The 26,223-nt window shown below is 30.5% G+C and carries 23 protein-coding genes, 1 tRNA gene and 1 riboswitch; of the genes, 8 read left to right on the top strand and 16 right to left on the bottom strand.

Annotation, left to right across the window (positions count from 1 at the left end; genetic code table 11):
* Window positions 1-17 precede the first annotated feature (17 nt).
* Complete coding sequence (locus GFV01_RS03325; RefSeq protein ID WP_160564750.1) at window positions 18-518, bottom strand: DUF456 domain-containing protein; 501 nt, start codon at window positions 516-518, stop codon at window positions 18-20.
* Window positions 519-613: 95 nt separating this feature from the next.
* Between GFV01_RS03325 and GFV01_RS03320 the strand changes: the two genes are divergently transcribed.
* On the top strand, window positions 614-1,825 hold the full coding sequence (locus GFV01_RS03320; protein ID WP_160564748.1) for a mechanosensitive ion channel family protein: 1,212 nt from the start codon (window positions 614-616) through the stop codon (window positions 1,823-1,825).
* Here GFV01_RS03320 and GFV01_RS03315 read toward each other — a convergent pair.
* Both GFV01_RS03315 and GFV01_RS03310 read right to left on the bottom strand, forming a co-directional pair.
* A complete protein-coding gene (locus GFV01_RS03315; protein WP_160564745.1) occupies window positions 1,822-2,430 on the bottom strand; it encodes a TetR/AcrR family transcriptional regulator in 609 nt (202 codons plus the stop codon). The genes GFV01_RS03320 and GFV01_RS03315 overlap by 4 nt on opposite strands.
* A gap of 188 nt (window positions 2,431-2,618) precedes the next feature.
* The gene (locus tag GFV01_RS03310) at window positions 2,619-5,081 is read right to left on the bottom strand and encodes a TonB-dependent receptor (protein ID WP_160564743.1); all 2,463 of its coding nucleotides are present in this window, start codon (window positions 5,079-5,081) and stop codon (window positions 2,619-2,621) included.
* Window positions 5,082-5,242: 161 nt separating this feature from the next.
* On the opposite strand from GFV01_RS03310, the gene GFV01_RS03305 reads away from it, so the two are divergent.
* Entirely contained in the window at window positions 5,243-7,237 is a 1,995-nt protein-coding gene (locus GFV01_RS03305) for a ComEC/Rec2 family competence protein (RefSeq protein WP_160564741.1), read from the top strand.
* Here GFV01_RS03305 and GFV01_RS03300 read toward each other — a convergent pair.
* The 12 genes from GFV01_RS03300 to metN form a co-directional block, all read right to left on the bottom strand.
* Window positions 7,224-7,721: a DUF255 domain-containing protein gene (locus GFV01_RS03300; RefSeq protein ID WP_160541630.1), complete on the bottom strand. Its 498-nt coding sequence runs from the start codon at window positions 7,719-7,721 to the stop codon at window positions 7,224-7,226. The two genes, GFV01_RS03305 and GFV01_RS03300, sit on opposite strands and share 14 nt — an antisense overlap.
* 89 nt (window positions 7,722-7,810) lie before the next feature.
* A complete protein-coding gene (locus tag GFV01_RS03295; protein ID WP_160564739.1) occupies window positions 7,811-9,949 on the bottom strand; it encodes a TonB-dependent receptor in 2,139 nt (712 codons plus the stop codon).
* A gap of 59 nt (window positions 9,950-10,008) precedes the next feature.
* Window positions 10,009-10,103, bottom strand: a riboswitch (TPP riboswitch).
* A gap of 11 nt (window positions 10,104-10,114) precedes the next feature.
* Complete coding sequence (locus GFV01_RS03290; protein ID WP_160564737.1) at window positions 10,115-10,825, bottom strand: C40 family peptidase; 711 nt, start codon at window positions 10,823-10,825, stop codon at window positions 10,115-10,117.
* Between the two features lie 216 nt (window positions 10,826-11,041).
* Entirely contained in the window at window positions 11,042-11,425 is a 384-nt protein-coding gene (locus GFV01_RS03285) for a DUF3276 family protein (protein ID WP_160564824.1), read from the bottom strand.
* A gap of 121 nt (window positions 11,426-11,546) precedes the next feature.
* On the bottom strand, window positions 11,547-13,304 hold the full coding sequence (locus tag GFV01_RS03280) for an ABC transporter ATP-binding protein (RefSeq protein WP_160564735.1): 1,758 nt from the start codon (window positions 13,302-13,304) through the stop codon (window positions 11,547-11,549).
* Window positions 13,305-13,411: 107 nt separating this feature from the next.
* Window positions 13,412-14,419: an aspartate-semialdehyde dehydrogenase gene (locus GFV01_RS03275; protein WP_160556869.1), complete on the bottom strand. Its 1,008-nt coding sequence runs from the start codon at window positions 14,417-14,419 to the stop codon at window positions 13,412-13,414.
* A 36-nt stretch (window positions 14,420-14,455) separates the two neighbouring features.
* The gene (locus tag GFV01_RS03270) at window positions 14,456-14,887 is read right to left on the bottom strand and encodes a hypothetical protein (protein ID WP_160541635.1); all 432 of its coding nucleotides are present in this window, start codon (window positions 14,885-14,887) and stop codon (window positions 14,456-14,458) included.
* A 113-nt stretch (window positions 14,888-15,000) separates the two neighbouring features.
* The gene (locus GFV01_RS03265; RefSeq protein WP_160564733.1) at window positions 15,001-16,245 is read right to left on the bottom strand and encodes a type IX secretion system plug protein domain-containing protein; all 1,245 of its coding nucleotides are present in this window, start codon (window positions 16,243-16,245) and stop codon (window positions 15,001-15,003) included.
* Between the two features lie 25 nt (window positions 16,246-16,270).
* On the bottom strand, window positions 16,271-16,930 hold the full coding sequence (mtgA, locus tag GFV01_RS03260) for a monofunctional biosynthetic peptidoglycan transglycosylase (protein WP_160564732.1): 660 nt from the start codon (window positions 16,928-16,930) through the stop codon (window positions 16,271-16,273).
* Window positions 16,931-16,959: 29 nt separating this feature from the next.
* The gene (metQ, locus tag GFV01_RS03255) at window positions 16,960-17,763 is read right to left on the bottom strand and encodes a methionine ABC transporter substrate-binding lipoprotein MetQ (protein WP_220264127.1); all 804 of its coding nucleotides are present in this window, start codon (window positions 17,761-17,763) and stop codon (window positions 16,960-16,962) included.
* A 30-nt stretch (window positions 17,764-17,793) separates the two neighbouring features.
* Window positions 17,794-18,447 (bottom strand): methionine ABC transporter permease MetI, encoded by a 654-nt coding sequence (metI, locus tag GFV01_RS03250; protein ID WP_105296857.1) that lies wholly within the window; start codon window positions 18,445-18,447, stop codon window positions 17,794-17,796.
* Window positions 18,440-19,471, bottom strand: coding sequence for a methionine ABC transporter ATP-binding protein MetN (metN, locus tag GFV01_RS03245; protein WP_105296856.1), 1,032 nt, complete (start codon window positions 19,469-19,471; stop codon window positions 18,440-18,442). The genes metI and metN overlap by 8 nt, the downstream gene beginning before the upstream one ends.
* A 296-nt stretch (window positions 19,472-19,767) precedes the next feature.
* Between metN and GFV01_RS03240 the strand changes: the two genes are divergently transcribed.
* From GFV01_RS03240 to GFV01_RS03225, 4 genes are all read left to right on the top strand, one after another.
* Complete coding sequence (locus GFV01_RS03240) at window positions 19,768-20,232, top strand: MarR family winged helix-turn-helix transcriptional regulator (RefSeq protein WP_160564822.1); 465 nt, start codon at window positions 19,768-19,770, stop codon at window positions 20,230-20,232.
* Window positions 20,233-20,252: 20 nt separating this feature from the next.
* Window positions 20,253-20,888 (top strand): NAD(P)H-dependent oxidoreductase, encoded by a 636-nt coding sequence (locus tag GFV01_RS03235; protein ID WP_160541640.1) that lies wholly within the window; start codon window positions 20,253-20,255, stop codon window positions 20,886-20,888.
* A 445-nt stretch (window positions 20,889-21,333) separates the two neighbouring features.
* On the top strand, window positions 21,334-23,190 hold the full coding sequence (locus tag GFV01_RS03230) for a hypothetical protein (RefSeq protein WP_160564728.1): 1,857 nt from the start codon (window positions 21,334-21,336) through the stop codon (window positions 23,188-23,190).
* Entirely contained in the window at window positions 23,183-24,346 is a 1,164-nt protein-coding gene (locus GFV01_RS03225; RefSeq protein WP_160564726.1) for an HNH endonuclease, read from the top strand. The genes GFV01_RS03230 and GFV01_RS03225 overlap by 8 nt, the downstream gene beginning before the upstream one ends.
* Before the next feature lie 162 nt (window positions 24,347-24,508).
* Here GFV01_RS03225 and GFV01_RS03220 read toward each other — a convergent pair.
* A tRNA-Leu gene (locus GFV01_RS03220) sits at window positions 24,509-24,592 on the bottom strand.
* A 97-nt stretch (window positions 24,593-24,689) separates the two neighbouring features.
* On the opposite strand from GFV01_RS03220, the gene aroQ reads away from it, so the two are divergent.
* Window positions 24,690-25,118: a type II 3-dehydroquinate dehydratase gene (aroQ, locus tag GFV01_RS03215; RefSeq protein WP_105296851.1), complete on the top strand. Its 429-nt coding sequence runs from the start codon at window positions 24,690-24,692 to the stop codon at window positions 25,116-25,118.
* Between the two features lie 36 nt (window positions 25,119-25,154).
* Window positions 25,155-26,171: an AI-2E family transporter gene (locus GFV01_RS03210; RefSeq protein ID WP_160564724.1), complete on the top strand. Its 1,017-nt coding sequence runs from the start codon at window positions 25,155-25,157 to the stop codon at window positions 26,169-26,171.
* Window positions 26,172-26,223 lie beyond the last annotated feature (52 nt).

Here is a 26,223-nt window from a genome sequence, read left to right as displayed (position 1 = left end):
AATATAAAGTTTATTTATCAATTAACGCTAAAATAAGTAAAGGTAAGATGGATAATAAAAATGGTCATCATGATTCCGCATATAATTATATTAACGCCCATACAAAGAAAATAACTCAGTAAAGCACCCAAAGAGGCTTTTAAAGCCCCTCTTTTATTCATAAAATCATAAATCAATTCTCCAAAAAAGGCTCCTAAAAAAGGTCCGTACAGAAAACCATAGGGTACGATAAAACCTATCAATGTTCCAATAGTAGCTCCGATAGCGCCGTATTTGGAACCTCCGAATTTTTTAACAGTAAGAATAGGCATAAAATAGTTAATGACCATTCCTAATATGGTTAAAATCGCACAAAAAGAAATCCACCACCAACTTAAATTTTCACCAAGAGGGCATAACTTATAAACTAATAAACCTATAAATGCTATAGGTGTTCCCGGTAATGCAGGTAAAACGGAGCCTATAATTCCAATAAGTATGAGAATAAATATTAAAATTATCCAAATTAAATCAGGCATAAAATATGATACATTAAAAGTAACTATAAAGATACTTAATAAATTATAAACTTTTCTCTTTATCTCTAATAAATTGATATAAACTTAGCGGATTAATGAATGAGGCAACTACATTAAGACAAAAAAACCAAAATACGATAATCGATCAGTTGGATCGCTATATTTCGAATCATTTTCCCGATGAAGTGGTTTTAATCACTCAAATAACAAGTAAAGTTTTAATAATACTGGTTATTTTTTTGATTTTAGATTTTTTACAGCGTAAAGTATTATTAAAAATTGTATTGAAAATTGTTCCCAATACAAAAAATATATGGATGAATACTTTTATTGAAAAAAATGTATTTACCAGTTTCTTTCGTCTCTTACCTTTGGGAATATGTTATTTATTAGTGCCCGTTATTTTTTACCCTCATCCTCAGAGTTTCCATATTTTAGATTTAGCATTCAGTATATTTTTAATAACGTTTATTGCTAAATTTCTAATTAGTGTTATCAATTCTTATGCTCAAGTAAAAAATAGAGACAGAAGCTATGTTACCGTTGGATTAAATACGTTTTTGGAACTTCTTAAAATGTTAATAATAGTATTATCCAGCTTTATAATTATCTCAATTGTATTTGATTTAACAAGCTCTAATATTTTTACCTTTATAGGAGCTACCATGGCTGTTATAATTCTGGTATTCAAAGATCCTATATTAGGATTTGTGGCAGGAATTAATATTTCAAACTCCAAACAATTAAAATCGGGCGACTACATTTCTATCTCCAAATATAATTTAGAAGGAAGCATTGTGGACATTAATTTAATTACCACTAAAATTTTAAATAAAGACAAAACTGTGTCTACCATACCCACTTATGATTTGATATCCACAGAAGTTAGAAACTATGACCCTATGAAAACTTCACATACTCGAAGAATAAAAAGGTCAATTGTTTTCAATAGCCAATCCATTGAATTTTTAGGAAAAAAAGAGTTTGAAGAGCTGAAAAATAGTAGCCTTCTCAAAGAATATTTTACCACTATTACATTGGATGAAGGCATAAATCATACGAATATGGGAATATTTAGAAAGTATGTACAAGTTTATCTTAAAAAAAACTTGCGCATATCTCAAATGGATACAATTTTGATAAGGCTTTTGGATCCAACGATTTATGGAATTCCTTTAGAGGTTTATTGCTTTACCAATACTTCGGATTTGAATGAATATGAAGAAGTTCAAGCAGAGGTCTTTGAGCATATCATTTCCATTTCATCTTTTTTTGGACTTAAAACTGTTTCGGTAATTCCTTCTTAATTTTTAGAAATATATTTTTCAAGTTCTTTACAACCTTTTTTAGTTGCAATTGAACGTATTAATAACTCTATAAAATATTTTTTCACCATTTTATCATTTACGTTAACTTCAGAAAGTTTATCATCAATAGCTATAATCTTTTCAATCAGGTAAAAATATTCAACCGTTAATTTTTTATTGATTTTAGATCTGTATAATCCTTCCTCAATACCTAAAATAATATTTGTTTTAATTAACGTTTTTAAAGAATCGTTTTGTAAAGAAATCATTTCGGTATATATCTCCGGATAAAAACTCTTTAGTTGAAATAAGGTTTGGTTTTCTTTAAAAAAAATAAAATGGCTGCTGTCTTCAAGAATAATAAATTTTTGTTGAATGATATTCGGGCAATTTTTAATTTTATTTTCAAGTTCTTGAATAGCAGCGGTGATGCATTTAATGAATGTGTTTTTTATTAAATCTTCTTTGCTGGAAAAATGTTCATAGATAGTTTTTTTGGACATACATAAATCTTTACTGATCATGTCCATGGTGACCACTTTAACTCCTATTTGAGTAAACAGCTCAATTGATTTATTAATAATTTGATCTTTAATTACATCCATAATGTTAATGCTATTCAAACAAATATAATAAAAATAGAGTAAAATAATTACTATTTTACTCTACTATTTATTGTAATTATCAAGTAATTACCAAAGTATTTTAGAATTTAATCACGTATGAATTAGATCCAAATAATCAAACATAACATCTTATGAGTATGTAGGATTATTTATCGTTAACTTATCAATTAAAAATTGTAAGTAACACCGAAATTCCAAGTTCTTCCGTTTCCAAAATAGACCTGATTCGCGGTATCGATTCCTTTAAATTTCACGTTTTCTGCTCCTTTATCGCCGGATTTTATATTGGTTTTAGAATAGGTCATAAATACATCATTTAACGCATTGTTGACATTGGCTCTAAAACGTAATGAGGCTTTGTCGAAATATAAAGTATATGAAGCTCCCATATCCAACGTAAAATAATCGGGTAGCTCAATTAAATCGATTTTTGTATTTGGAGCCGCCCGGGTTACATCAAAATCCGAATATAATTTTTCATATCGGTTTAAATCAGCATCAAAAGTGAAATTTTTAAACGCTTTATACACTAAACCAACTCCATAACTGAATTGGGGAGCGTTTGAAGTTTTTACATCATCCAATAAAATATCCTTTTCACTTAAGATATTGGACAAATTATTGGAATCGTACGTTGTAGAATGCGCATTACCATTATATTTCCAATTGCCTAAAGATAAATGCCCTTTAAAATGTAATTTTCTGATAGGCTTAGCAAGAAATTCAACTTCAATTCCCTGATGGAGTTCATCGATACCTGATCGATTTTCTATTTGATTGATGCTTTCGTTTGAAATAGTTTCAACTCTGTTATTCCAACTGGTTCTGTATAAATTTATACTTAAATCCAAAAAGTTATAGTGAAGTTCATATCCGATTTCAAAACCAATAATTTCCTCATTATCAGCCAGCGGATTAACATCATTTTTCCAATTTAAAAATAAATTATTCTGAAAAGGCTGTCTGGAATAATATCCGGCATTACCGAAAATATTGTGATTTTCATTAATTTTAAAATTTACTCCTCCTTTGATATTGTAACCGGTATTATTTAGTGTTTTAGATTTTTGATGGTTGGGAGTGTAATTAAATCGATCTTTTCTGGAATTATATTGTTCGGAAATTACTCCTTGTATAAAGGCGCTCATAAATGGATTAACATATTCAAATTGTCCGAATGCTCCAATATATTGAATGGTTTCATCGTAATCAAAACTCAGTCTTTGCCCCCTACTTACATTTCTAAATAAGGAACTCCAAGGATTAATATTATAGTTTTTAGTTGCAGTATGGGTACCGTTTACATTGGTTGAAATATTGTCAGTAATTCCGGATAATCCTAAAAAGTTATTGGCTTGTTGAAAATGAGTACCCGTATAAGCTCTCCCATCAATTCCGACATTAAACTCAAAATGTTTTTTAAATTTATGATTAAAGTTGGATACCAGCCCGTACCATTGATGATTGTTTACCGAAGATCGTATGATGAAATTATCACTCCCTGTTCCTATTCCATCGCTATTATGTGTAGAATTATAATCGAAAATTGCATCCCAACTGATGGTTCCATTTTCCTGATTTCTGCTTCCGGGTATAGTGTTGGGACTTTGAGGAGTCGAAATGTTTTGAGTTTCAATGTATTTAGAGCCATATCCTCCGGTTCCTCCACCTCTTCCTAAAGAGCCGTAGAACACGGTAGACAAAGTACTTTTTTCATTGATTTTCCAGTCCCAATTTAAATTGGCTACTGATTTATGGTAGTAATTGGTTCGTAATAAAAGTTCTTTTCCGTGTAACCATCCTTGATTTACATTATATCGGTAACCATATCTTTTAAAATCAGATATTTTTGTATAATAATTTTGATCATGATTTTGAGGTGCTCCAAAAATTATAAAATTGAAATTATGTTTTTCATTGGGTTGAAAGCCAATTGATAAAAAGTAATTTTGACCATAACCTTTAGTTCCTCTATTGTACCCGTCGCCTCTCCACGTTGAGGTTGAAAAAGATACTCCCCATTTTCCCTGTAAACCGCTGTTGTATTCATAGGTAGTTCTCCAAAAACCGTCATTGCCCGTTAAAAATCGAGCCGTTGAACCGGCTTTTTTGTCAGTGGCTTTAGTTACAATATTTATGGTGCCGCCAACGGAAGATATAGCAAGTTTAGAAGACCCAAGACCTCTTTGTACTTGGATGGTGTTGGCAATGTCTATTAATCCGGTCCAATTAGTCCAATACACGCTTCCGCTTTCCATACCATTAACAGGCTGACCATTTATCAAAACAGCGGTATTGGATTGATTAAATCCTCTTGTAATCATTTTTGAGTCCCCATATCCGGTGGCATCATTAACATAAATGGAAGGTGCATTTTTCATAAGTGCAGGAAATTCCTGATTTCCTCCTTTGTCCCTGATTTCTTGTTTTTTAATAATAGAGACAGCAATAGGGGTTTCTCTTTCTTTTACAACATCAATAACTCCTTTTCCAATGACTACAACATCGTCAATTTCTTTTTCTGAAATTTGAGTTGAATCTGGAGATATGTTTTGTGCAAAACCAATAGCCGTTGGAGCCATAATGCTTAAAAAGCAAAATAGATCTAATGCTTTATACTTTAGATTCATAAATATTAATTTAATTAGTTTGTTTTTGTATTCTTTTACAGTAGTAAATATAATAGTATTAAATAAAATACTAAAATCTATATTGAAAAAAAATGCAACAAAATGTAGAATTTTATATACTTTCAACTTTAAATTTTTTATTTTTAGCTAAATAAACTTCTATGAATTTTTCAAAAAATCCTTATGCATATTATTTTTTGGCTTTGATAATGGGGATTTTTTTATGTGATCTCATTTTCATTCCGATTCCTTATATATTAATTTTATTGGGGTTACTTATAGTGCTCTTAGGGTTTATTGTAAATAAAGCTGATTACAAAGGCATATTTTCAATTTTAACTTTAGTAAGCTGGAGTTTACTTGGAATGGTTGTGGTTGAATTAAATAACAGTTTATTAGATGATCACTATATAAATTATAAGGAAAATGGAAAAGCTCAAGTGCTAACAGTTGTATTAAAAGAGCAAAACAATTCAACTAAAAATTTCCGAAAATATACTGCAGAGGTTACAAGTATTATATATAAAAACAAACAGTTTCAAACCAAAGGATCAATTATGCTCTTTGTTGATAAACAAAAATATAATTCGGTTTTAACTCTAGGCAATGAATATATTTTGAAGCTTACAATTACTGATCCGACAGGGGCTTTGAATCCTCATCAATTTGATTATTCGAATTATCTAAAAAGAAATTATATTTTGCAGACGGGCAGAGTAGATGAGATTATTTCAGAATCGCCGCATGCATCACTAATTTATTCGATTAAAAATTTTAATCAGTATTTAGTTAAAAAAATTGAAAGTTCAACATTAGGAGAAGATTCAAAAGAATTTTTAAAAGCATATTTATTGGGTGATCGGTCGGAAATGAAAAAAGAATCTATTGATGTTTATTCTAAATCCGGAATTATGCATTTAATAGCCATATCAGGAATGCATATTGCTCTGTTATTTGGGATTATTTTCAACCTATTAACCCTAATGATGAAAAGTGGAAACAGAAAAACCATCATTATCATTTCATTACTATTTGTATGGTTTTTTGGCTGTTTGGTCGGACTTACCTCTTCTGTTTTCCGATCATGTTTAATGATAACGATTTATTATTGTTTTGAATTGTTGAAACGTACCGGTTCTATCTATCACAGTATGGCCTTATCTGCTTTTATTATTCTTTTATGCGATCCGAATGAAATATATTCCGTGGGTTTTCAATTAAGTTATATAGCCGTATTTTTTATTGTCTGGTTGTCCCCCATCTTGATTTATCATATGAAAAGTAAGAATAAAAAAATTAATAAATGGATCGTAAATCCATTGGCGGTTACTTTAGCTGCGCAGGTAGGAACGCTTCCTTTTGTATTATTTTATTTTCATCAATTTTCATTGTTATCGATTCCTATCAATATTTTGATAATACCTTATACATTTATAATTACTTATTCATCAATAGTAGAGTTATTTTTGGTTTTTTTACCGTGGGAGTATCAGGAATATTTTTCATTTATTTATGATTTTTTAGTTAAGCTTTTGGTAGATTCTACCTATTATGTATCATCGGTTGAACCACTAATGCTAAAAAATATTCCATTGAGTTTATGGGAATTGTTTTTGATCTCATTTTCTCTGATTTTTTTAAAAAATTATCTTTCAGGATTAAATTTGAACCATCTAATTCCGCCTTTATTGTGCATAGTTCTCTTTCAGTTGAGTATTTTATATAATGATTATCATTTATCCGGAAAGAAAAATTTTATAGTATTCAATCATAAAAATTCTTTATTGGGATTCAGGGATGGCAAGAAATTGCTAGTCGTAGGAGATTCAACTGAAAATTGGGAACTAGTAAAGCGATATATTATAGATCCTTACAGCATAGGAGAAAGAATCAATGAGATACAAATAAGACCTTATAAGGAAGATAAAATTTATAAATGGGAAGGTAAAAAAATTCAAATATTAAATAAATCTTCAAAAAATTGTAAGGATTCCGTTGATTATCTGATTGTAAATAATCCATTAATTGAATGTGAAATAGTTTCAGACGGTACAATTATAATTACAGGAAACAATAATAAGCATAGGCGTTTCAACAATAATTCTTCAAAATGTTGGTATACGTCAAGGCAAGGAGCTTTTATTAGTTGTCTTTGACTAAATTTTGGTCTAATTGAGATTTTACATTTTTTATAGTATTCAAAAACTCTTCGGGCTGCATAAATCCTGAAATTACTGAAACTGTTTCTCCTCTTTCATTTATTAATGCCATGGAAGGATATCTTAAATTACCCCCTAATGCATAATAAGCCCAAGATTGTATTCCGGCTTGTCCGTTGGTAATGTAATCGAACGTATTTCCTTTAAAAGTTATGGATTCTTTAGATTCTGCATTAAATTTAACCGGGATAAAATTCTCATTAATATAAGAGGCTACTTCTTGATTTTGGAATGTATACTTATCTAAAAATTTACAAGGACCGCACCAGTCAGTAAAAATATCTACAAACAACAACCTATTATCTCCATGTACTTGAAGGCTGTCACCTTCTGATAAATTTTTCCACTGGATTAATTTTTTATCTTGAGCAGATAAGTTTATAATCGATAAGGCAAAAAATAAAATAAACAGATTTTTCATATTAAATCTTTAATACAAAAATATATATTTAAATAGAATCAGTCAACTAAAATAAACTTTTTATCCGAGGTTGTCACAAAAGCATATGATTAGAATTTGAAGCTGATGCCTGTTAAAAAATTAAATCCGGCTTGAGGATAATAAAAAGGAGTATTATCATAATAATATCCGTTGTTTTCATATTTAGTATTGAAAATATTATTTAAGGCAAGTTTCAAATTAAAAGATTTCATTGAAAAAAGTGATGGAGAAAATTCAAATACCATGTCAGAAATAAAATAACCGTCCAATTTTCCATTTTTAGGCTCTTCATTGGTCAGATATTGACTGCTAACGTATTGGTTCATCCATTTGCAATTTAAATTTTTTATAGGCTTCCATTCTGCTATAACATTTCCAATATACGAGGGAGAGAAAGCGATCGTTGTATTTCCTAGTTTTTTTATTTCAGAATCAGTTTCCTTTTTAAAATTTATATTTTTATTAATGCTTAAGGTTGAATTAGCATAAAGTGAAAATTGAGATGAAAATTGATAGGCTGCCGAAAGTTCAATTCCGGTTCGATAACTTTTACCGCTGTTTTCTCGTATAAAACTTCCTACATCATTTATTTTACCGCTTAATACTAATTGGTTAATATAATACATTCCGTACCAGTTTGCAGAATATGAAAATTCCCGGAAATTTTGTTGGATTCCTAACTCCACATTATGAAGAAGTTCTGCTTTTACATTTTTGTTTTCCAATATATCGTTTCGGCTGGGTTCTCGTTGAGCTAATCCATAGGTTACATAGATAGATCCTTTATCAATTTTATACGATGTACCGATTTTGGGATTGATAAAATTATAGTTTTTATTAAATTTTATAGGTCCACCATTCTTGTAAACACTTTCTCCACCCGGGAGGTCATGACCTTTATATTGTATGGATCGATATTGAATATCTCCAAATAAGTCTAAGTTGGATGTAAGAGTTACTATTGCTTTAAAAAAGCCCGAATATTCGTCTTTATCGGCTTTATTTCTGTAATATTCATGATCTTTCAAGCCATTTGAAAAATATTGAGCCCAAATAACATTTCCGTAATGATATCCTTTATAGGTATTTGCACTCACTCCAATTTCAAGATTCCAATTATTAATCGTTCCGGTTACACGATTTAATATTCCGTAAAAATTATTATCCAGCCATTGTCTTCGAATCAAATCGGAACGCGAAATAGTTTCATTACCTATTATAAGGTCATTTAATTTATAATTGGATAATTTGGAATCTTGTTTATACTCTTCATAATATCCTTTACCACGAGTATAAAAAAGCGTGGAATTTAATACCCAAGAATTAGTAAACCTTTGTTTAAAATATAAATGATAATGATCTTGATTATAATTATCGGTTTCATTAGTATAATATCGGATAATATTTCCATATTGATCGTAAATGGCTCCGCATGAATTAAAAGTCCTTCTTTTCTTCATCATTTCTTCATTAACACCATTCCAAGCTTGATAGGTTTTTTCTTGTCCGCCAAATGTCATTAACCCGATAGATGTCTTATTTTTTTCGTAGAGACCATGGACATAATAAGAGAAAAGATCAGAAAAGGCTCGGTCTATATATCCATCAGAATTTATAAAAGATACTTTGGCATCTAAAGTAAGTGCGTCATTAAAAAATTTACCCGTCCCCAATCCAAAGGTGTGCTTATGGGTTTTAAACGAACCCACAGATTGATCTGATTGGAAATAAGGAGTTTTAGACGGTGTTTGAGTTTTTGCATTAATACTAGCACCGAAAGATCCCGTTCCTTCCGTTGACGTACCTACTCCCCGTTGTATGGTAAGGTTAGATAATGAAGAGGCAATATCGGGCATATTTACCCAAAAAGGACCTTGGGATTCTGCATTGTTTATAGGGACTCCATTTAAAGTAACATTTATCCGTGTCTGGTCACTGCCTCTTATTCTTAAACTGGTATAACCCACTCCCGCTCCGGCATCTGAAGTGGAAACTACCGAAAGATTATTTTTTAACAAGTAGGGGATATCTTGACCTAAATTTTTGCCTTCCAGTTGTTTTGATGTAATACGTTCTTTAGTAATGGGAGCTTTGCCTGAAACAATAATTTCTTTCAATTCAATTAAAGAATCTTTCTTAATCTGTCCTTGTAGGCTTAAACTAAAAAGAGCGATAACTAATAAATAAAACCAATCCCTTTTTTTCATAATAAATAAATTTCAGGGATATGTTACAGGACTAAAAAAAAATAAGATTTCAAATTTTTGAAATCTTTATCTAAGATTTCCCTTGACAACATTACTTGTCCAGGTTCTTAGGGTATAATCTCAGCCGTTATATACAGCACCCCTTCGTAGTGTTAAAATTAATTTTTATACAGAAGCTTTAGCTAAGCTAGTATCATTTTGGGCTTCTTCATGTATTTTTTGAATATCAATATCTGAATCTAAAATTCTTTTACCTGTTCTGAATTTCGCTCTCCAATAAGCAGTATCCAGCGAAGAAATAGTAACCCCTTTGGACGAAGACGCGTGAATAAAAAATATTTCCCCGGTTGGGCTTACGCTTTCAACAATACCTACATGAGAAATTCTGCTTTTAGGAGTATGAGCAAAGAAAATAAGGTCTCCTTTTTTAAGATTATGTTTAGAAACAAAAGTTCCTCTATGGGATTGTTCAATTGATGTACGAGGCAAAGAAATGTTTAATGCAGCAAACACATGCTGAACAAAAGAAGAGCAATCTATACCTCTTCTTGTTGTTCCTCCGTATTTATAAGGAGTTCCTAAATAAGTTCTGGCTTCACTTAGCAAATTATAAGCTCTAGTTGAAAATCTGCTTTCGGCATAGATATTGCTGTTTTCTAGTAAAGCAGCATCTTTTCTTAATGTTGTAGAATAATTTTCATCACTAACCGATGCCGTACTGTAAAGTTTAACAGTTTTAGGATGATAAACCAGCATTTCGTTAGTGGTAGGATATTTATAGGTATCGTTATTACTTGCTACGTAATTAGATACACACGAGGTAGCAGAAGTTGAAATTACTATAATTACAGAGAGTATTTTTACTAAAGACTTCATATATTCAAAGATGATACAACTAATTTATGTTGATCAAAAATAAGAATCATATAGATATTTATACGATCAATTTAACTTTTTTTATATATATTTAACACAATGTTTAGAATATGTTAAATAAAAGTTAATGAAATAGGTGCAATAAAAAACAGATATTTTCAAGATAAATATCTGCTTTTTTATATGGTATAAATTTAGATTTTTAAAAAATGTTATCTAAATGTCATCGAATTCAACGTTAGTATAATTTGAAATATTTGCTGAATTTGTATTGTCTTTATTTTCTTCGGATTGAAGATGAAAATCGTCTCTATGTCTTTCGGAAATAACTTTTTCTCCGGTTTCTTTAATAATGAAAGCGGTAGTTTCTTCAAAGATGTCTTTGAAATTTTTAAAATCTTCTTTATATAAATAGATTTTAAATTTCTTGAAACCTAAAGCGCCTTCTTCGGAAATATTCTTTTTGCTCTCAGTAATTGTTAGATAATAATCACCTGCTTTAGTTTCTCTTACATCGAAAAAATAAGTTCTTTTTCCTGCTCTTAATACTTTAGAGAAAATTTCATTTTCTTTCTTCTCTACATTTTCAAAATCATTCATCATATATGTGTTTTGTTTTTTATTGCCTTAAATAATATCTTTTAAGGGATAATAAAATTTAATTTTTTTTTGTTTAAACAGAGCAAAAATATAAAAAATACTCTTAATATTACAATTGTTTTTATGATAGTTTTTGCGTAATTTGTTTTTTATATAATTCAGAATAAAAACCTTGATTTAAAATAAGATCTGCATGAGTTCCTATCTCATTTATTTGCCCTTGATCCAGAACAATGATTTTATCTGAATGTTTAGCGGATGAAACACGGTGAGTAATAATTACTGTTGTTTTAATATCAATGTCATTTTCAATATTAGATAATATTTTTTCTTCTGTTTCAGTATCGACAGCGGATAAACTGTCATCAAATAAAAATATGGTAGGATCTTTAATCAATGCTCTTGAAATCGATATACGCTGTTTTTGACCTCCCGATAGGGTTACCCCTCGTTCACCTACTTCCGTTTGATATTTATCTTTAAATTCGATAATATTGGAATGAATTTCTGCTTTTTTAGCATATTTTTCAACTTGTTCCAATGTCGCATTTTCAACCCCGTACGAAATGTTATTGAAAATGGTATCCGAAAAAAGAAAACTTTCCTGAGGTACGTATCCGATTTTATCTCGTATTACATTTAAATTATGTTGGGATAAAGGTTCATCATCAATATAAATTGCTCCTGAATCCGGCTCAATAAGACGTTCCAATAACAGAGCAATAGTTGTTTTTCCCGATCCGGTCTTTCCCATAAACACAATCGTTTCTCCGGGTTGTATTTCAAAAGATACACGGTTAAGAGCTTGTATTCCCGTATTCGGATAGGTGTAAGAAACATTTTCAAATCTGATTTTACCCTTTATAGGATATACATTAAAGTTGGTATTTTTAACCTCCTCTTTAACGTTCAAGAAATCATTAATTCTTTCCATGGAGGCTTCAGCTCTTCGGACCATAGATATAACCCATCCTAAAGCTGTAAATGGCCAAATTAAAACATTGAGGTAAAGAAAAAAATCTGTAATAGTCCCGACGTTTATTTTACCATCTATATATCTTTGGCCCCCAATATAGAGTATAAATAAGTTGCTTAATCCGATGATTAAAACCATTAAAGGAGAAAAAATGGCCTCTGTGGTTGAAAGCGAAAGAGATTCATTTCTATATTGATTGGTTTGGTTTATATATTTTGATATGATATAGTCTTCTTTAGTGAACGATTTGATAACTCTTATCCCGGAAAAAGAGTCTTGAACAAAAGAGGAAAGTTCCGATTGTTTGCCTTGTACAATTTTAGTTTTCTTATTAATAATAGTACTTTGGTTGTATATAAAATAAGAAAGGAAGGGTAGGGGAAGGATTGCATAAAAGGTCATCACCGGATCAGAAGCCAGCATATACCCGAGAATCAGTATAAGCATTATAAATAAGTTGGCGCTATACATAATTCCTGGGCCTAAATATTGACGAACATTTACCACATCTTCGCTGATGCGATTCATGAGGTCTCCAATTTTAGATTTTTTATAAAAACTGAAAGAAAGTGTTTGATAATGTTTATATATATTATTTTTAAGTTCAAATTCGATTCTTCTGGAAGCAACGATTATAGTTTGCCTCATATAAAACTTCATGATTCCTGAAGTAATTGGAGCCAGTACGATAATTCCTCCATAAAGAAGAAGCTGCTTCATTAATTGCTTTTTATCTAGCGAATCTGAATGGGTAAGAGATTGAGCAATAATGTTAATGGCCTTTCCAATAAATTTTACAGGATAAATAGTTAAAAAATTGGAAAGTATTATAAATACAACTCCATACAGAAGGAGTTTTTTGTGTTTTAAAAAATATGGATTTAAAGTTTTTAAGGCACTCATAAAAGCAAAGTTACAAAACTTGTAGTTTTTATTTCGTATAAACTAAAAAAGTGTATCTGATTGGATTCAATCGGATACACTTTGTCATCTATGGTATAGATTGTGATTTATCTTTTTTTATGTTTAATCAAATATTCTGCAATTTGAACAGCATTTAAAGCAGCACCTTTACGTATTTGATCACTTACACTCCAGAAAGCAATACCTTTAGGATTGGTAAGGTCTTTTCTAATTCTCCCTACAAAAACTTCGTCACTTCCTGATAAGAATAAAGGCATAGGATATTTATTTTCTGAAGGATTATCCTCAACAATTAACCCATTGAAATTTTCAAAAGCATTTCTAATTTGTTCAACGGTTAATTCATCCTCAGTTTCCACCCATATGCTTTCAGAATGTGCCCGCATAACAGGAACACGAACGCAGGTTGCAGATACCTGTATATCGGAATGCATAATTTTACGAGTTTCATTATACATTTTCATTTCTTCTTTAGTATATCCGTTTTCAGTAAACACATCAATATGAGGGATTAAATTAAAAGCCAATTGGTGAGCAAATTTTTCAACTAGGACCTCCTCTCCGGCAGTTGATTGTTTTGCTTGTTCAATCAATTCTTTCATTGCAGAAGCACCCGCTCCGGATGCTGATTGATACGAAGAAACATGCACCCTTTTTATATGTGATAATTGTTCAATAGGTTTTAAAGATACTACCATTTGAATGGTTGTACAATTGGGATTTGCAATAATATTTTTTGGAGAATTCAATGCATCTTCCGCATTTACTTCCGGTACTACTAAGGGTACATCATCATCCATTCTAAACGCAGATGAATTATCAATCATGATCGCACCATATTTAGTGATGGTTTCCGCAAAATTCAACGAAGTACCTCCTCCTGCAGAAACTAAAGCAATATCTACCCCTTTAAAATCGTCATTATGTTGAAGTTCCTTGACTGTATATTCCTTGTCCTTGAATTTATAAACTTGTCCTGCACTTCTCTTAGATCCGAAAAGTACTAATTCAGTTAAAGGAAAATTTCTTTGGTCTAAAACTTTGAGAAGCTCTTGCCCAACAGCTCCGCTTACTCCAACAATTGCAATTTTCATAAATATATACTTTAATGATTTTTAATTATTTATCTTTTAGGGTAATAAACTGTTCCAAAATGCTCTAGGTATCATTCCAAGTACTAAAGCAAGTGAGACGACAGACATAAGAAGTGTCCAAACTGAAATTTTAGGTGCTTTTTTAATTTTTGCATTTACAATTGTAATTAAAACTCCAACCAAAACCATAGAGAAAGGATGTTCTATATAATTTCTTCGTATTGCAGCAATTCCCATAATATCTTTCATACTGGCATTTTGAAAGATAGGAGAGCTGAAAAATAATAGTATTCCAAGGAGTATCTGTGTATGTGTGAATATCAAAGTTATAAGAGAGATTCTTTTCACCTGACCACTGACAGGTCTTTCTTGTAAATAATAAATAAACGATACAACAGTAAGTAATAATACAAAAACAAGGGTAATCATACCTACATAATGGTGTATGTTTTTAAAAAGGATATACATAAATTTGATTCTATTTCATTTTAATATGTAACAAAAATAGTAAACCTATTGAAATATAAGGGTATTTTAATCATTTTTATTCAAATTTTAAATACCGTATAACTTGATAAGAATTATAATCTGTTGGCTCTAATTTCTCCATAGCCTATAAGTGCATCATAAGTGCCACCAAAAGGAGTATAATATAACAAACCTTGATAGAGGTTTTCTGTTTGCCAAAATGAACCGGGAATTTCTGAAATGCTAAAATGGTTGTTTTTTTTGTCAACGGTTGCAATAGTGTAATTATAATACCCTTGTTTTAATAGCATTGTTTTTACGTATAAACCTTGATTTTCATCATAAATCATCCGATTAGAATCGGAAAGTTCATAATTATTAAATAATCCTACAATATACAAATCTTTATTTTCTAAAGGCTGTTTAAGTTCCAAAGAAAAAGTTACCGGAGTATAATCGCCTTCTGTTCGGGCATCCCTTTCCTGATTAAGATCAAATCTCCTGAAATAATAAGCACCGTTGACATCAGGATTATAGGCATAGTCAAGCGGATACGGAGCAATGGAATATAAATAGGTAAGATAAAGCGGATTATTTTCTTCCGATTTAAATACTCCGTAACCCGGAATGGAAATATTTTTGGTATCGAAAGTATAAAATTCATTACCGCCTTCAAAAGCATTGGTCAGTTGTCCGAACGTGAAAGAATTACCGTTTACAAACTGTGGTTCTATATTAAAGATCGCAGTTTGCCAATTGTTATTTTGAAGTAAACATAAAGAAAGTTGTCGGGTGGAGATTGAATTAATTCCCGAGACGACAGCTTGTGCTTTTACTCGCTGTGTTATGTTCGGGTTTTTAGATGTAGAATACCTCTCATATCCAACATTAATATGAGCAAAATCGTCGTAAAACGCAATTCTCTTACTGAATAAAGGTTTGTGGTTATCAGTAAAAACAGTTAGGAGATAATTTCCGGATACCTTAGGTTGCATGTCTTTATTTGGGAATTCTAAGGTATAATGAGTATAATTTTGTCTCGTATTAAAGGAAGGTTGATAATCGTATATTTGAGGTAAGGTATATCCATCAATATATTCGGATTCAAAAAGATGGTCTTCAGTCCAATTTCTATCGTAATGCTTAATAGTATAGTAAATTTTTTCGTAGCCTCTATCTAACAGATCAAAAGTAAGCACAAACATACCTTTGTTCATGGAGATAAAAGGAGTTTCATCATTCGTATCGGGATTGAATAATTGTATACCGTTAACGGATGAGCTGTATACTTTTTCTATAGCCTGCTGAGAAAAACAGAGATGAGAAAGTAAGCAGAAGAAGAGAATCTTTTTAAGCATTTTTAGTTTTTTTTAGTTATGTATACTACAGAAAATTTACAGAGCCTTGTAAATTAGACATTTGCCGCATGATCCATAGTTTTCTTTTTTGAATGAACTTTCCATTAATTTTTTTCCCATATTCTCGGGGATTGGGTAAAAGAGCAGCTAAAGTTGCAGCCTCGCTTTTTGTGAGCTGAGAAGCCGATTTGTGAAAATAATGTTGAGAAGCGGCTTCTATCCCATAAATTCCATCACCGAATTCTATTACATTTAAATACACTTCCAATATTCTTTTTTTACCCCAAATCCACTCAATGAGGCAAGTGAAATATACTTCCAGACCCTTTCTGACATAATTTCTACCCTCCCATAAAAAAACATTTTTTGCGGTTTGTTGTGAAATGGTGCTTCCTCCTCTTTTGGGATATCCTTGTTTTTCAATTATTTTTTGAATCTCTTTAAAATCAAATCCGCCGTGTTTAAAATAATTTTGATCTTCACTGGAAATTACCGCAAGTTTTATGGAATTATTCATACTTTCTATCGGAATCCATTTTTTTTCAATGGTTGAACCATTCACAAAAAATCTTTTTAACATAAGTTCTGTGTATGGAACAGGCAACCATTTGTATACAAAAACCATTACAATAGAAAGTACCCATAAACCAATAAAAATCCATTTAATCCATCTAAAAATCTTCATTAAAATTTGATTGATTAAAAACGGATGAATTACCAGCCTTTAACAGCTCCTCCCTTAAATTCTCGATCGGTAGTTTCTGCAACTTCATCCGATTGATAAGCTTTAACAAATGTTTTTACATTTTCAGCATCTTTATTATCTTCTCTTGAAACGATTACATTCATATAAGGGGAATCTTTGTCTTCAACAAAAAGACCATCTTTTAATGTAAAACCGTCTTTAGCTGCAAATGTATTATTGATAATGGCAACAGCTACTTTATCATCATTTAGAATTTCAGTTAAAATAGCAGGATCCATATCGACTATCTTTAAATTTTTAGGATTTTCAATTATATCAGAAGCGCTGGAAATAAGGCTTTTAGGATCTTTTAATTTGATTAAACCTTCTTTTTGAAGAAGCAATAATGCTCTTCCTCTGTTGGTGGCATCATTTGGAATTCCTATAGTACTGCCGGGTTGTAATTGATCAAGCGATTTTATTTTTTTAGAATATCCGGCCAATGGATAAATAAAAGTATTTCCTACTATGGCAAGTTTATATCCTCTTTGTTTGATGATATTATCCAAAAATGGTTTATGTTGAATAATATTAATATCAATATCCCCGTCATTAAGTGCCGTATTCGGTAAAATATAATCGTTGAATTCTACCAATTCAACATCTAAGCCGTATTTTTCTTTAGCAACCTTTTGAGCGGTTTGGGCAACCACAAACTCCGGCCCCGATTCAACTCCAACCTTAATATAATTAGGATTATTTGCCCGGTCATTCTTGCAAGAACTTAGAAAAAAAACAGAAGCAAGTAAGGTAAATACTATTAGTTTTCTCATTATCATATTATTTTAGACTTTTTTTAATTTTTAACGATGATCCACTTTTTTTGAAAGATAATCTCCGACAAATTGGATCGCAAAAACAAGTAAAACTAATAATAATAAAACAAAATTCATAATTTCCATATTCTTATTTACGTATCCTTCTTGATATCCAATTTTTCCCAATCCTCCGGCTCCAACAGTTCCTCCCATAGCCGAATAACCGACTAAAGTAATTAAAGAAATGGTTGCGCAATTAATTAATGAAGGCAAAGCTTCCGGTAACAATACTTTTTTAATAATTTGAAAAGGAGTTGCTCCCATAGCTTTCGAAGCTTCAACTAAACCGTTCGGTACTTCCAACAGGCTGTTTTCAACCATTCTGGCGATAAACGGGGCAATTCCCAAACTTAGAGGAACTAAAGCTGCAGGTACTCCTATGGAAGTTCCTACAATCATCCGCGTAAAAGGAATCATCCAAACAATTAAAATAATAAAAGGAATGGCGCGGAATATATTTACTAGGGTAGAGACCGTTTGATTGAAAACAAGACTTTCTTTAAATTGGCCTTTGCGGGTAATAAATAGAAGGATTCCGACAGGCAATCCTATCAAATAACCGAAAAAGCCGGAGACAAAAGTCATGACTATGGTTTCCCAAGTTCCTTTTGCTAAGAGATCAATAATTGAATTAGACATATCCTAATAAAGTTACTTTAATGTTTTTACTTTTTAAATACTCAATGGCAGCCATTTCTTTAGAAATCGTACCGATAATTTCCGTTAGCATGACCCCGAATTTAACGCCCCCCGCATAATCCATTTGAGCACTTATAATATTGTTGTTAATATCAAATAATCTGGAAATTTCGGATAATACCGGTTCATCTACCGTATTACCAGATATCTGTAGTTTTAGTAAAGGATGTTTTCCTTCTTCCGGCATATGGGTAATGCGTTTTTGATAATCTACCGGTATCTCTAAATGTAAGGATGAAGATATAAAACGCTGAGCTAATTCCGTTTTAGGATTTGAAAAAATTTCAGAAACACTTCCTTGCTCAATTAGTTTTCCACCGTTCATGACAGCTATATCATCACAAATTTGTTTTACCACATCCATTTCATGGGTAATCAATAAAATAGTGATTCCCAACTCTTTATTTAAATCTTTCAGTAAAGATAAAATGGAGCGAGTAGTGGAAGGGTCTAAGGCACTGGTTGCTTCGTCGGATAATAAAACTTTAGGGTTGTTGGCCAACGTTCTGGCAATAGCAACTCTCTGTTTTTGTCCTCCGGAAAGATTCGCCGGATAACTGTCTAATTTATCCGTAAGTCCTACCAGTTCAACCAATTCATAAACTCTATTTTTTATTTTAGTCTTGGGAGTATGATTTAATTCCAAGGGAAAAGCAATGTTATCAAATACAGTTCGGGAGGAAAGCAGATTGAAATGCTGAAAAATCATTCCTATATTTCTACGGGCAGAGGTTAATTTGGAAGGAGATAACTCCATCAAATTTTGACCATCAATCCAAACCTCTCCTGAATTAGGCCTTTCCAGTAGATTAACACATCTTATCAGTGTGCTTTTTCCTGCACCGGATTCGCCAATAACACCAACTATTTTTCCTTCGGAAACCGAAAGAGAAATATTGGAAAGGGCTATGTTTTTTTTGCCTTTATGTTCGAATGTTTTAGTAATATTTTTTAACTCAATCATTTAATTGATTAAATTTTTTAAGTCTTTATACGATTAGGATTTGTGCAAAGGTACAAATAGTATATAGAAACTCATATTAATTTACAACATTTACTGCTTGGAGAACATTTTAAATCATGCGAACCATTATAAGTTTATAATAAATTAGTTTATTTGGAGGTGTAAATTTTATAAAAATGAAATAGTATATAATTAAACCAAGTAAGAACTTTTGAAAATAAATTTATTAATAAAATAAACTAAAAAACTTGCATATTAATTGTGTACAATTTAATTTTACTCAATCTAAAAACGGTATGGAAAGTTTACAATTAAAAGATCAATTATGTTTTCCCATCTATGCGTTGTCCCGATTGATTACAACGCTTTATAGGCCACATTTAGAAAAATTAGGGGTAACCTATCCTCAGTATTTAGTGATGTTAGTTTTATGGGAAAATGAAGAAATATGCGTGAGAGATATAGGAGAAATGTTGTGGTTAGATAGTGGAACCTTAACTCCATTGCTTAAAAGAATGGAGGAAAACGGACTTATAAAGAGATGTCGGTCTACTAAAGATGAAAGGCATATGTTGATTCATCTTTCAGATCAAGGGAGGAAAATGAAAGAAGAAGCATGGATAATTCCTCATACCCTTAAGGCAGAATTGGAAATGGAGCAAAATGAATTATCAGAGCTTCAGAAAGAATTTTATAAGTTATTATCTATTGTTACGGCAAAATGTAAGAATAAATGCAAGAATAAATCAGAATCAAAATAATATTATTTAAAATTAATTATATGGAATTAATAGACTCACTTAAGTGGAGGTATGCAACAAAAAAATTCGATGCCTCAAAAAAAGTTGAACAATCGTTGGTAGATCAAATCATTGAAGCAGCTTGGCTAGCTCCCACTTCTTCCGGATTACAACCGTTTAAGGTTATTGAAATTACTAATCAGAAATTAAAGCAAAAGATGGTTTCCCTGTCTAAGGACCAAAAACAAGTTGAAGATTGTTCACATATTTTAGTTTTTGCTGCTTGGGATAATTATACAGAAGAAAGAATCGATACTATTTACGGACATATAACAAGAGAACGCAATCAGCCTTCTGATGCTTATCAAAGCTATACGGATCGTATTAAAGGAGTATATCTGAATTCAGCTGCTGAAAATAATTTTGAACATGCAGCACGACAAGCGTACATAGCTTTTGGTTTATCGATTGCTGCTGCTGCAGAATTAAAAGTTGATACTACTCCGATGGAGGGATTCGATAATCAGGCTATAGATGAACTTTTACAATTACGCGAACTGGGTTTAAGAAGTGTTGTCATGCTTCCTTTGGGTTACCGAGATGAAGAGAATGATTGGTTAGTTAATTATCCAAAAGTTAGACACCCTAAAAAAGATTTTTTAATTAAAATAGTTTAGAGAAAGAACCTAGTTTACACAAAATTTTAATCATTAAAAACAATAAGAGGCTTTATTATTAAAGTTCTCTTATTTTTTTTGCATGAGTTTGAAAATCAAAAAATTGCAAATAAGCAGTTAAAAAGTAATAAAATAGACATCGGAAACTAATTAGGGGTATGAGGGTATGCCCGGAGGATAAGTTATACCTATTGTTTACGAGGTATACCCTTGCTGTTACTAAGTATTGAATGTATAGGAACTTAACGGATATACGATTTACGAAATATATAAACCATAAAAAAATTAATCGGAACTTTAAGTAAAACTGTTTATATATCTAAAAATGTTTTAAGGTATTTAGAATGTAAAATATATGGTAGACAAATAAAAAAATAAAGATTAAAAAAATTTATTTCAATCAAGACAAATTTTTATCTTTATTATCTGAAAAAACTAATATATTATGATTTCTAAAATACATATCCTTAAAGGGACCTTGCCTTATATTTTCGGCTCAGATCATGAGGCGTTAACGCTAAATCTGGTTAATGAGGCGATGGATACAGATTTAAATTATATTGAAAATAAAAATTCATCAGGTTCAAAAAAAGAGCCTAAGTACATTTCAAATTTTTGGGGAGAAAATATTCAATCGGTATCCGCTATTGTAGGAAATAACGGTGCGGGTAAATCCACTTTGCTAAAAGCCATAAGAGATGGTAACTGCCAATTTATAGGAACGGATGGTAAAAAAATACCCCATAATTCTAAATTAATATTCTATTATAATTCAATTCTTGGATATGATGATACTCCGAATACCAGATCAAAAACCAAAAATGTTCTAACACTTTCAAAGTTTTCGATATTACAAAACGATAGAGAGTATGCTGACTCGGAATTTTCAAGGTTCTTGAAAATTCATAATAATGCAATGTTAGAAAGAATTTTTAGGTTAATTAAAAACAAAAAAATATATGCCAAATTATTGGAACTGGGACTGCCTACGATAAATAATATAAAAATAAAAATAAATCATTCCAATAAAGATTATTATAATATACCGGATACATTTAAGCCTTTTTTTCAATATTTTAAAGACGATAGTGAAAGAAAACAAAAAGATGTAGAAAGAATATTTGAGAGCAAAGATAATTCTATTAATAATGAAAAAGAGTTTTATGAAAAAAGTCTTTATGAAAGAAAGTCAATTGAGAAACATTTATTTAAAGAAAATATTATAGAGGCTGTAATAAAGAGAGTACATTTAATTTTTGAAGAAACGGGTAACATATATATACGAGAAGGTTTTATAAGAGGAGGTAAAACAGTGGAATATTTAAAAACTAAAAATATATGTGGACTTGAAGAAGCTTTTTATTGGTTTTTAGATAATGCCTATATCAAAGTTAATAATATAGAATTTCAATTACCTGTACAAGAAATAAAAAAATTAATTGAAGTTTTGTTATCAAAAATTGAAAAATCAAATGAATTTGATTTTCTTCGAAATTATCCCAATTATCACAATTACGTTTTCAATGCTAATAATTTTAATACATTAGAAATTATAGATGCATATCAGGATTTTACAAAAGAATTTAAAAAACATTTTAAAGTTACTGATGAGCCTTTATTTAATTTTTCTACAGATAGAGAGTTAAGCAGTGGTGAAAAATTGATGTATGAACAATTTTCAATTTTCAATGAACAAGTTTCTCGTATTGAAAAAAAGAGGGACAAATTGAATAATACAGATGAATATTTAATTTTACTGGATGAAGCTGATGTATGCTTTCACCCTTTGTGGAAGAAGAAATACATTAACATGCTTTTAGAGATTCTACCATTAATTTTTGTTAATAAAAAGCTTCAAATCATTTTCACCACCCATGACCCTCTAACTCTTTCAGATATACCTCATCAAAATATTCTTTTTTTGGGAAAAGGTGAAAATTATACAAAAGTATTAACAAACAAAAGAAAAACTTTTGGCGCTAATATTTCAAATTTATTGGCAGATTCCTTTTTTTTAGAAGATGGATTAGTGGGAGATTTTGCTAAAAAGAAAATTGAAGAAGTGATCCATGTTTTGAATAAGATGATTGAAAATAAAAACAATAATCAACACATTGACATTTCACAAGAAGAACAACAAAGGATTAGATATTTAATCCGTATGGTTGACGAACATATTATCCAAAGTAAGCTCATTAAAATGTATAATGAGGCTTTTGGGCCTTCCATAGATAATGAAATACAAGAATTGGAAGAAAGATTAAATTATCTTAAAAATCTTAAAAACAAAACTCATGATTAGTATACGAGAATGTATTTCAGAATCTGATCTGTTTACTGCCAAAGATCAACACATTGCATTTATTTCTGAAGAAGTTAAAAAAAGAGTTGATTTTTATAAAAATTTATTTGAAACGATACATTTAATCCATCAAGGAAAAATAGAAGACGATGATATTGAGAATAATATAAAAAAAATTAAGTTGCATCATTCACAATATGATTCTTTTATTAAAGTAATCTTTAAAGACAATAAAAGTGTTGATAAAAAATATAAAAAATTAAAAAATAAATCCTTATTCCGTGAAGAACTTAAAGATTTCAAGAAAGTTTTAAAGATACTTAATGATTTACATACTAATTGTCGTCGTATTTTAGGTTTGGATTTAAGTTCAAATGAAGAAGACATCGTTCTATATAAAAAATATGAAGAAAATTATAGGAATTATAAAATTTTGCTAAATAAGATTTTTGATTATGAAAACTGGTTTCAGAAAATTACACCGGAAAAAGAATGGGGACCTTATCAATTGACAAAAAAACTAGGAATACAAGTATGTTGCTATTGCAATCGCCAATATACGTTTACTTTATCTAAAGGAGTAAAAAAAATAACCAGGCCCGAACTTGATCATTTCTTGCCCAAAAGTAAACATCCTTTATTAGCACTAAATTTTTTTAATTTGATTCCTTCATGTAGTGTTTGCAATAGAGACTGCAAAGGAACTGTTGATTTTTCTTATGAAAAATATTTGTCACCCTATGAATCCAATCCTAAGCACCAATTAATAAAATATGATTACAAACCGGAAACCTATTTGGGTGCTATTGGCAAAACTGATGAAATAAAGGTTTTCACTAAGATAAATGAGGAAAATGAAGATCAACGTTTACAAGAAAAAGTAAAGGGAAATATCAAAGTTTTTGAATATAATAAAATAGCAAATGAACACAGAGATATTGTACAAGAGATTATAAAGAAAAGATTTTTATTTAATGATAAATATATAGAAACTTTACAGCAAGCATTTCCCGATATTCATCTGACCTTAGAAGAGGCCTATCAATTAGCTTACGGCAACTTTTATGATGAAAAAGAATTTACTAAAAGACCCTTAGCTAAATTAACCAAAGATATCGCTGTTGCAACGGGTGCCATAAAAAATAAAATTAGCTAATTTTTACAAAAATTCGATAAAAATCAATGAGATCGAAAAAATAGTAAAAACCAGGCGTTAAAGCTCGGGTTTGCAAAAATGGTTTAGGCGAAAGTTAAAGATATCAATATAATATATAAAAAATCGCAACTTGTTTATTTATAAACAGTTGCGATTTACATGTACCCAGGGCGGGAATCGAACCCGCACGATATTGCTACCACTGGATTTTGAGTCCAGCGCGTCTACCAATTCCGCCACCTGGGCATGTTTTTCAGGTGTGCAAATATACTTAAATATTCTTTTTCGCCAAAATTTATGTTTTTATTTCATTCATTCTTCCTTATATTCGTAAAAAAAGATTATGAAAATATTAATTATAAACGGTCCTAATTTAAACCTGCTTGGACAAAGAGAAACAGATATTTACGGTCATTATTCTTTTGAAGATTATTTTAAACATTTGCAAAAAAAATTTATTGATGTGGAATTAGAATACTATCAAACCAACCATGAGGGCTCGATTATTGATAAGATTCATGAAAAAGGTTTTAAATGTGAAGGTATTGTAATTAATCCGGGAGCATATACTCATTATTCCTATGCAATACACGATGCTATAAAATCAGTAACCGCACCGGCTATTGAAGTTCATATTTCCGATATTGAAAAAAGAGAAGAATTTAGAAAAATTTCAGTCATTAAAGATGCTTGTGTACATCAGATTAAAGGCAAAGGATTACCCGGTTATGAAGAAGCTATTGAATATTTAATAAAAATGAAACAACCTTAACTAGCGAGTATAAATAATAAGTAATTGATAGTATAAATGAATGAAAAAATAAGTGGAAAAGTAATACATCAGATATTGTTTTTGATTATAATAATATCTCTTTTTATCCTTATTATAAGCCAGTTGGCTATATTTCTTCCCAGCTTTTTAGGAGCAATTACATTATATGCCTTATCCAAAGATTTTTTCTTATATCTGACAGAAAAAAAGGGATTGAAAAAATGGATATCAATTAGTATAGTTTTTCTTCTTGCCTTATTGATCATTTCGATTCCTGTTTATTTTATTATTGAATTAACCTATTCTCAGGTACATACGGCTATAACTTATTTTGATAAAATAAATAATTCACTGGTCAGTATTGTAAATGATTTACAAACAAAATACGGACTAAATATACTTAGCAAAGACAATATCATTCAAGCGACCACCTGGGTAGGCAGGGTCGTGCCTAAAATATTAAATTCAACGGTAAATTCTGTAGTTGTTTTTTTCTTTTCTTTTGTTTTATTCTATTTTATGATTATGAATATCAGGAAAATTGAAAGCACCTTTTTAAAATGGTCTCCTTTAAAAAAACAAAATACCGAAAGGCTAGGACAAAGGTTGAAAAAAATGATTCAATCCAATGCCATCGGCATCCCATTAGTTGCTGTTGTTCAAGGAATGGTAGGAGCTGTCGGCTATGCCATTGTAGGATTGGATAATTTATGGTTTTGGTTTGCGGTTACAACATTTACATCCATGTTGCCTATCGTAGGTTCTGCATTGGCCTATGTTCCGGTTGCCATTTTATTGTTCACCTCCGGAGAAACCTGGCAATCTATATTTATTTTATTGTACGGCATTATAATTATTGGAACATCGGACAATATCGTGAGATTTACATTACTTAAAAAACTGGACGATGTTCATCCGTTAATTACCATCTTTGGGGTAATATTAGGAATGAATATTTTTGGATTTATCGGATTAATTTTCGGTCCTATATTATTATCCAGCTTTTTCCTGCTTTTAGATGTTTACAATAACGAATTTAGCGATAATCCTTAAGAAAATGTAGTTCTACTATTGGAATGAATTTTGTTTTTTACCATGAATAAAT

Source organism: Apibacter sp. B2912 (genome assembly GCF_009827835.1).
In the GTDB taxonomy this organism is placed as follows: Bacteria; Bacteroidota; Bacteroidia; order Flavobacteriales; family Weeksellaceae; genus Apibacter.
The sequence above is the reverse complement of the archived record's forward strand: the minus strand, read 5'-3'. Positions and strand labels throughout refer to the sequence as shown.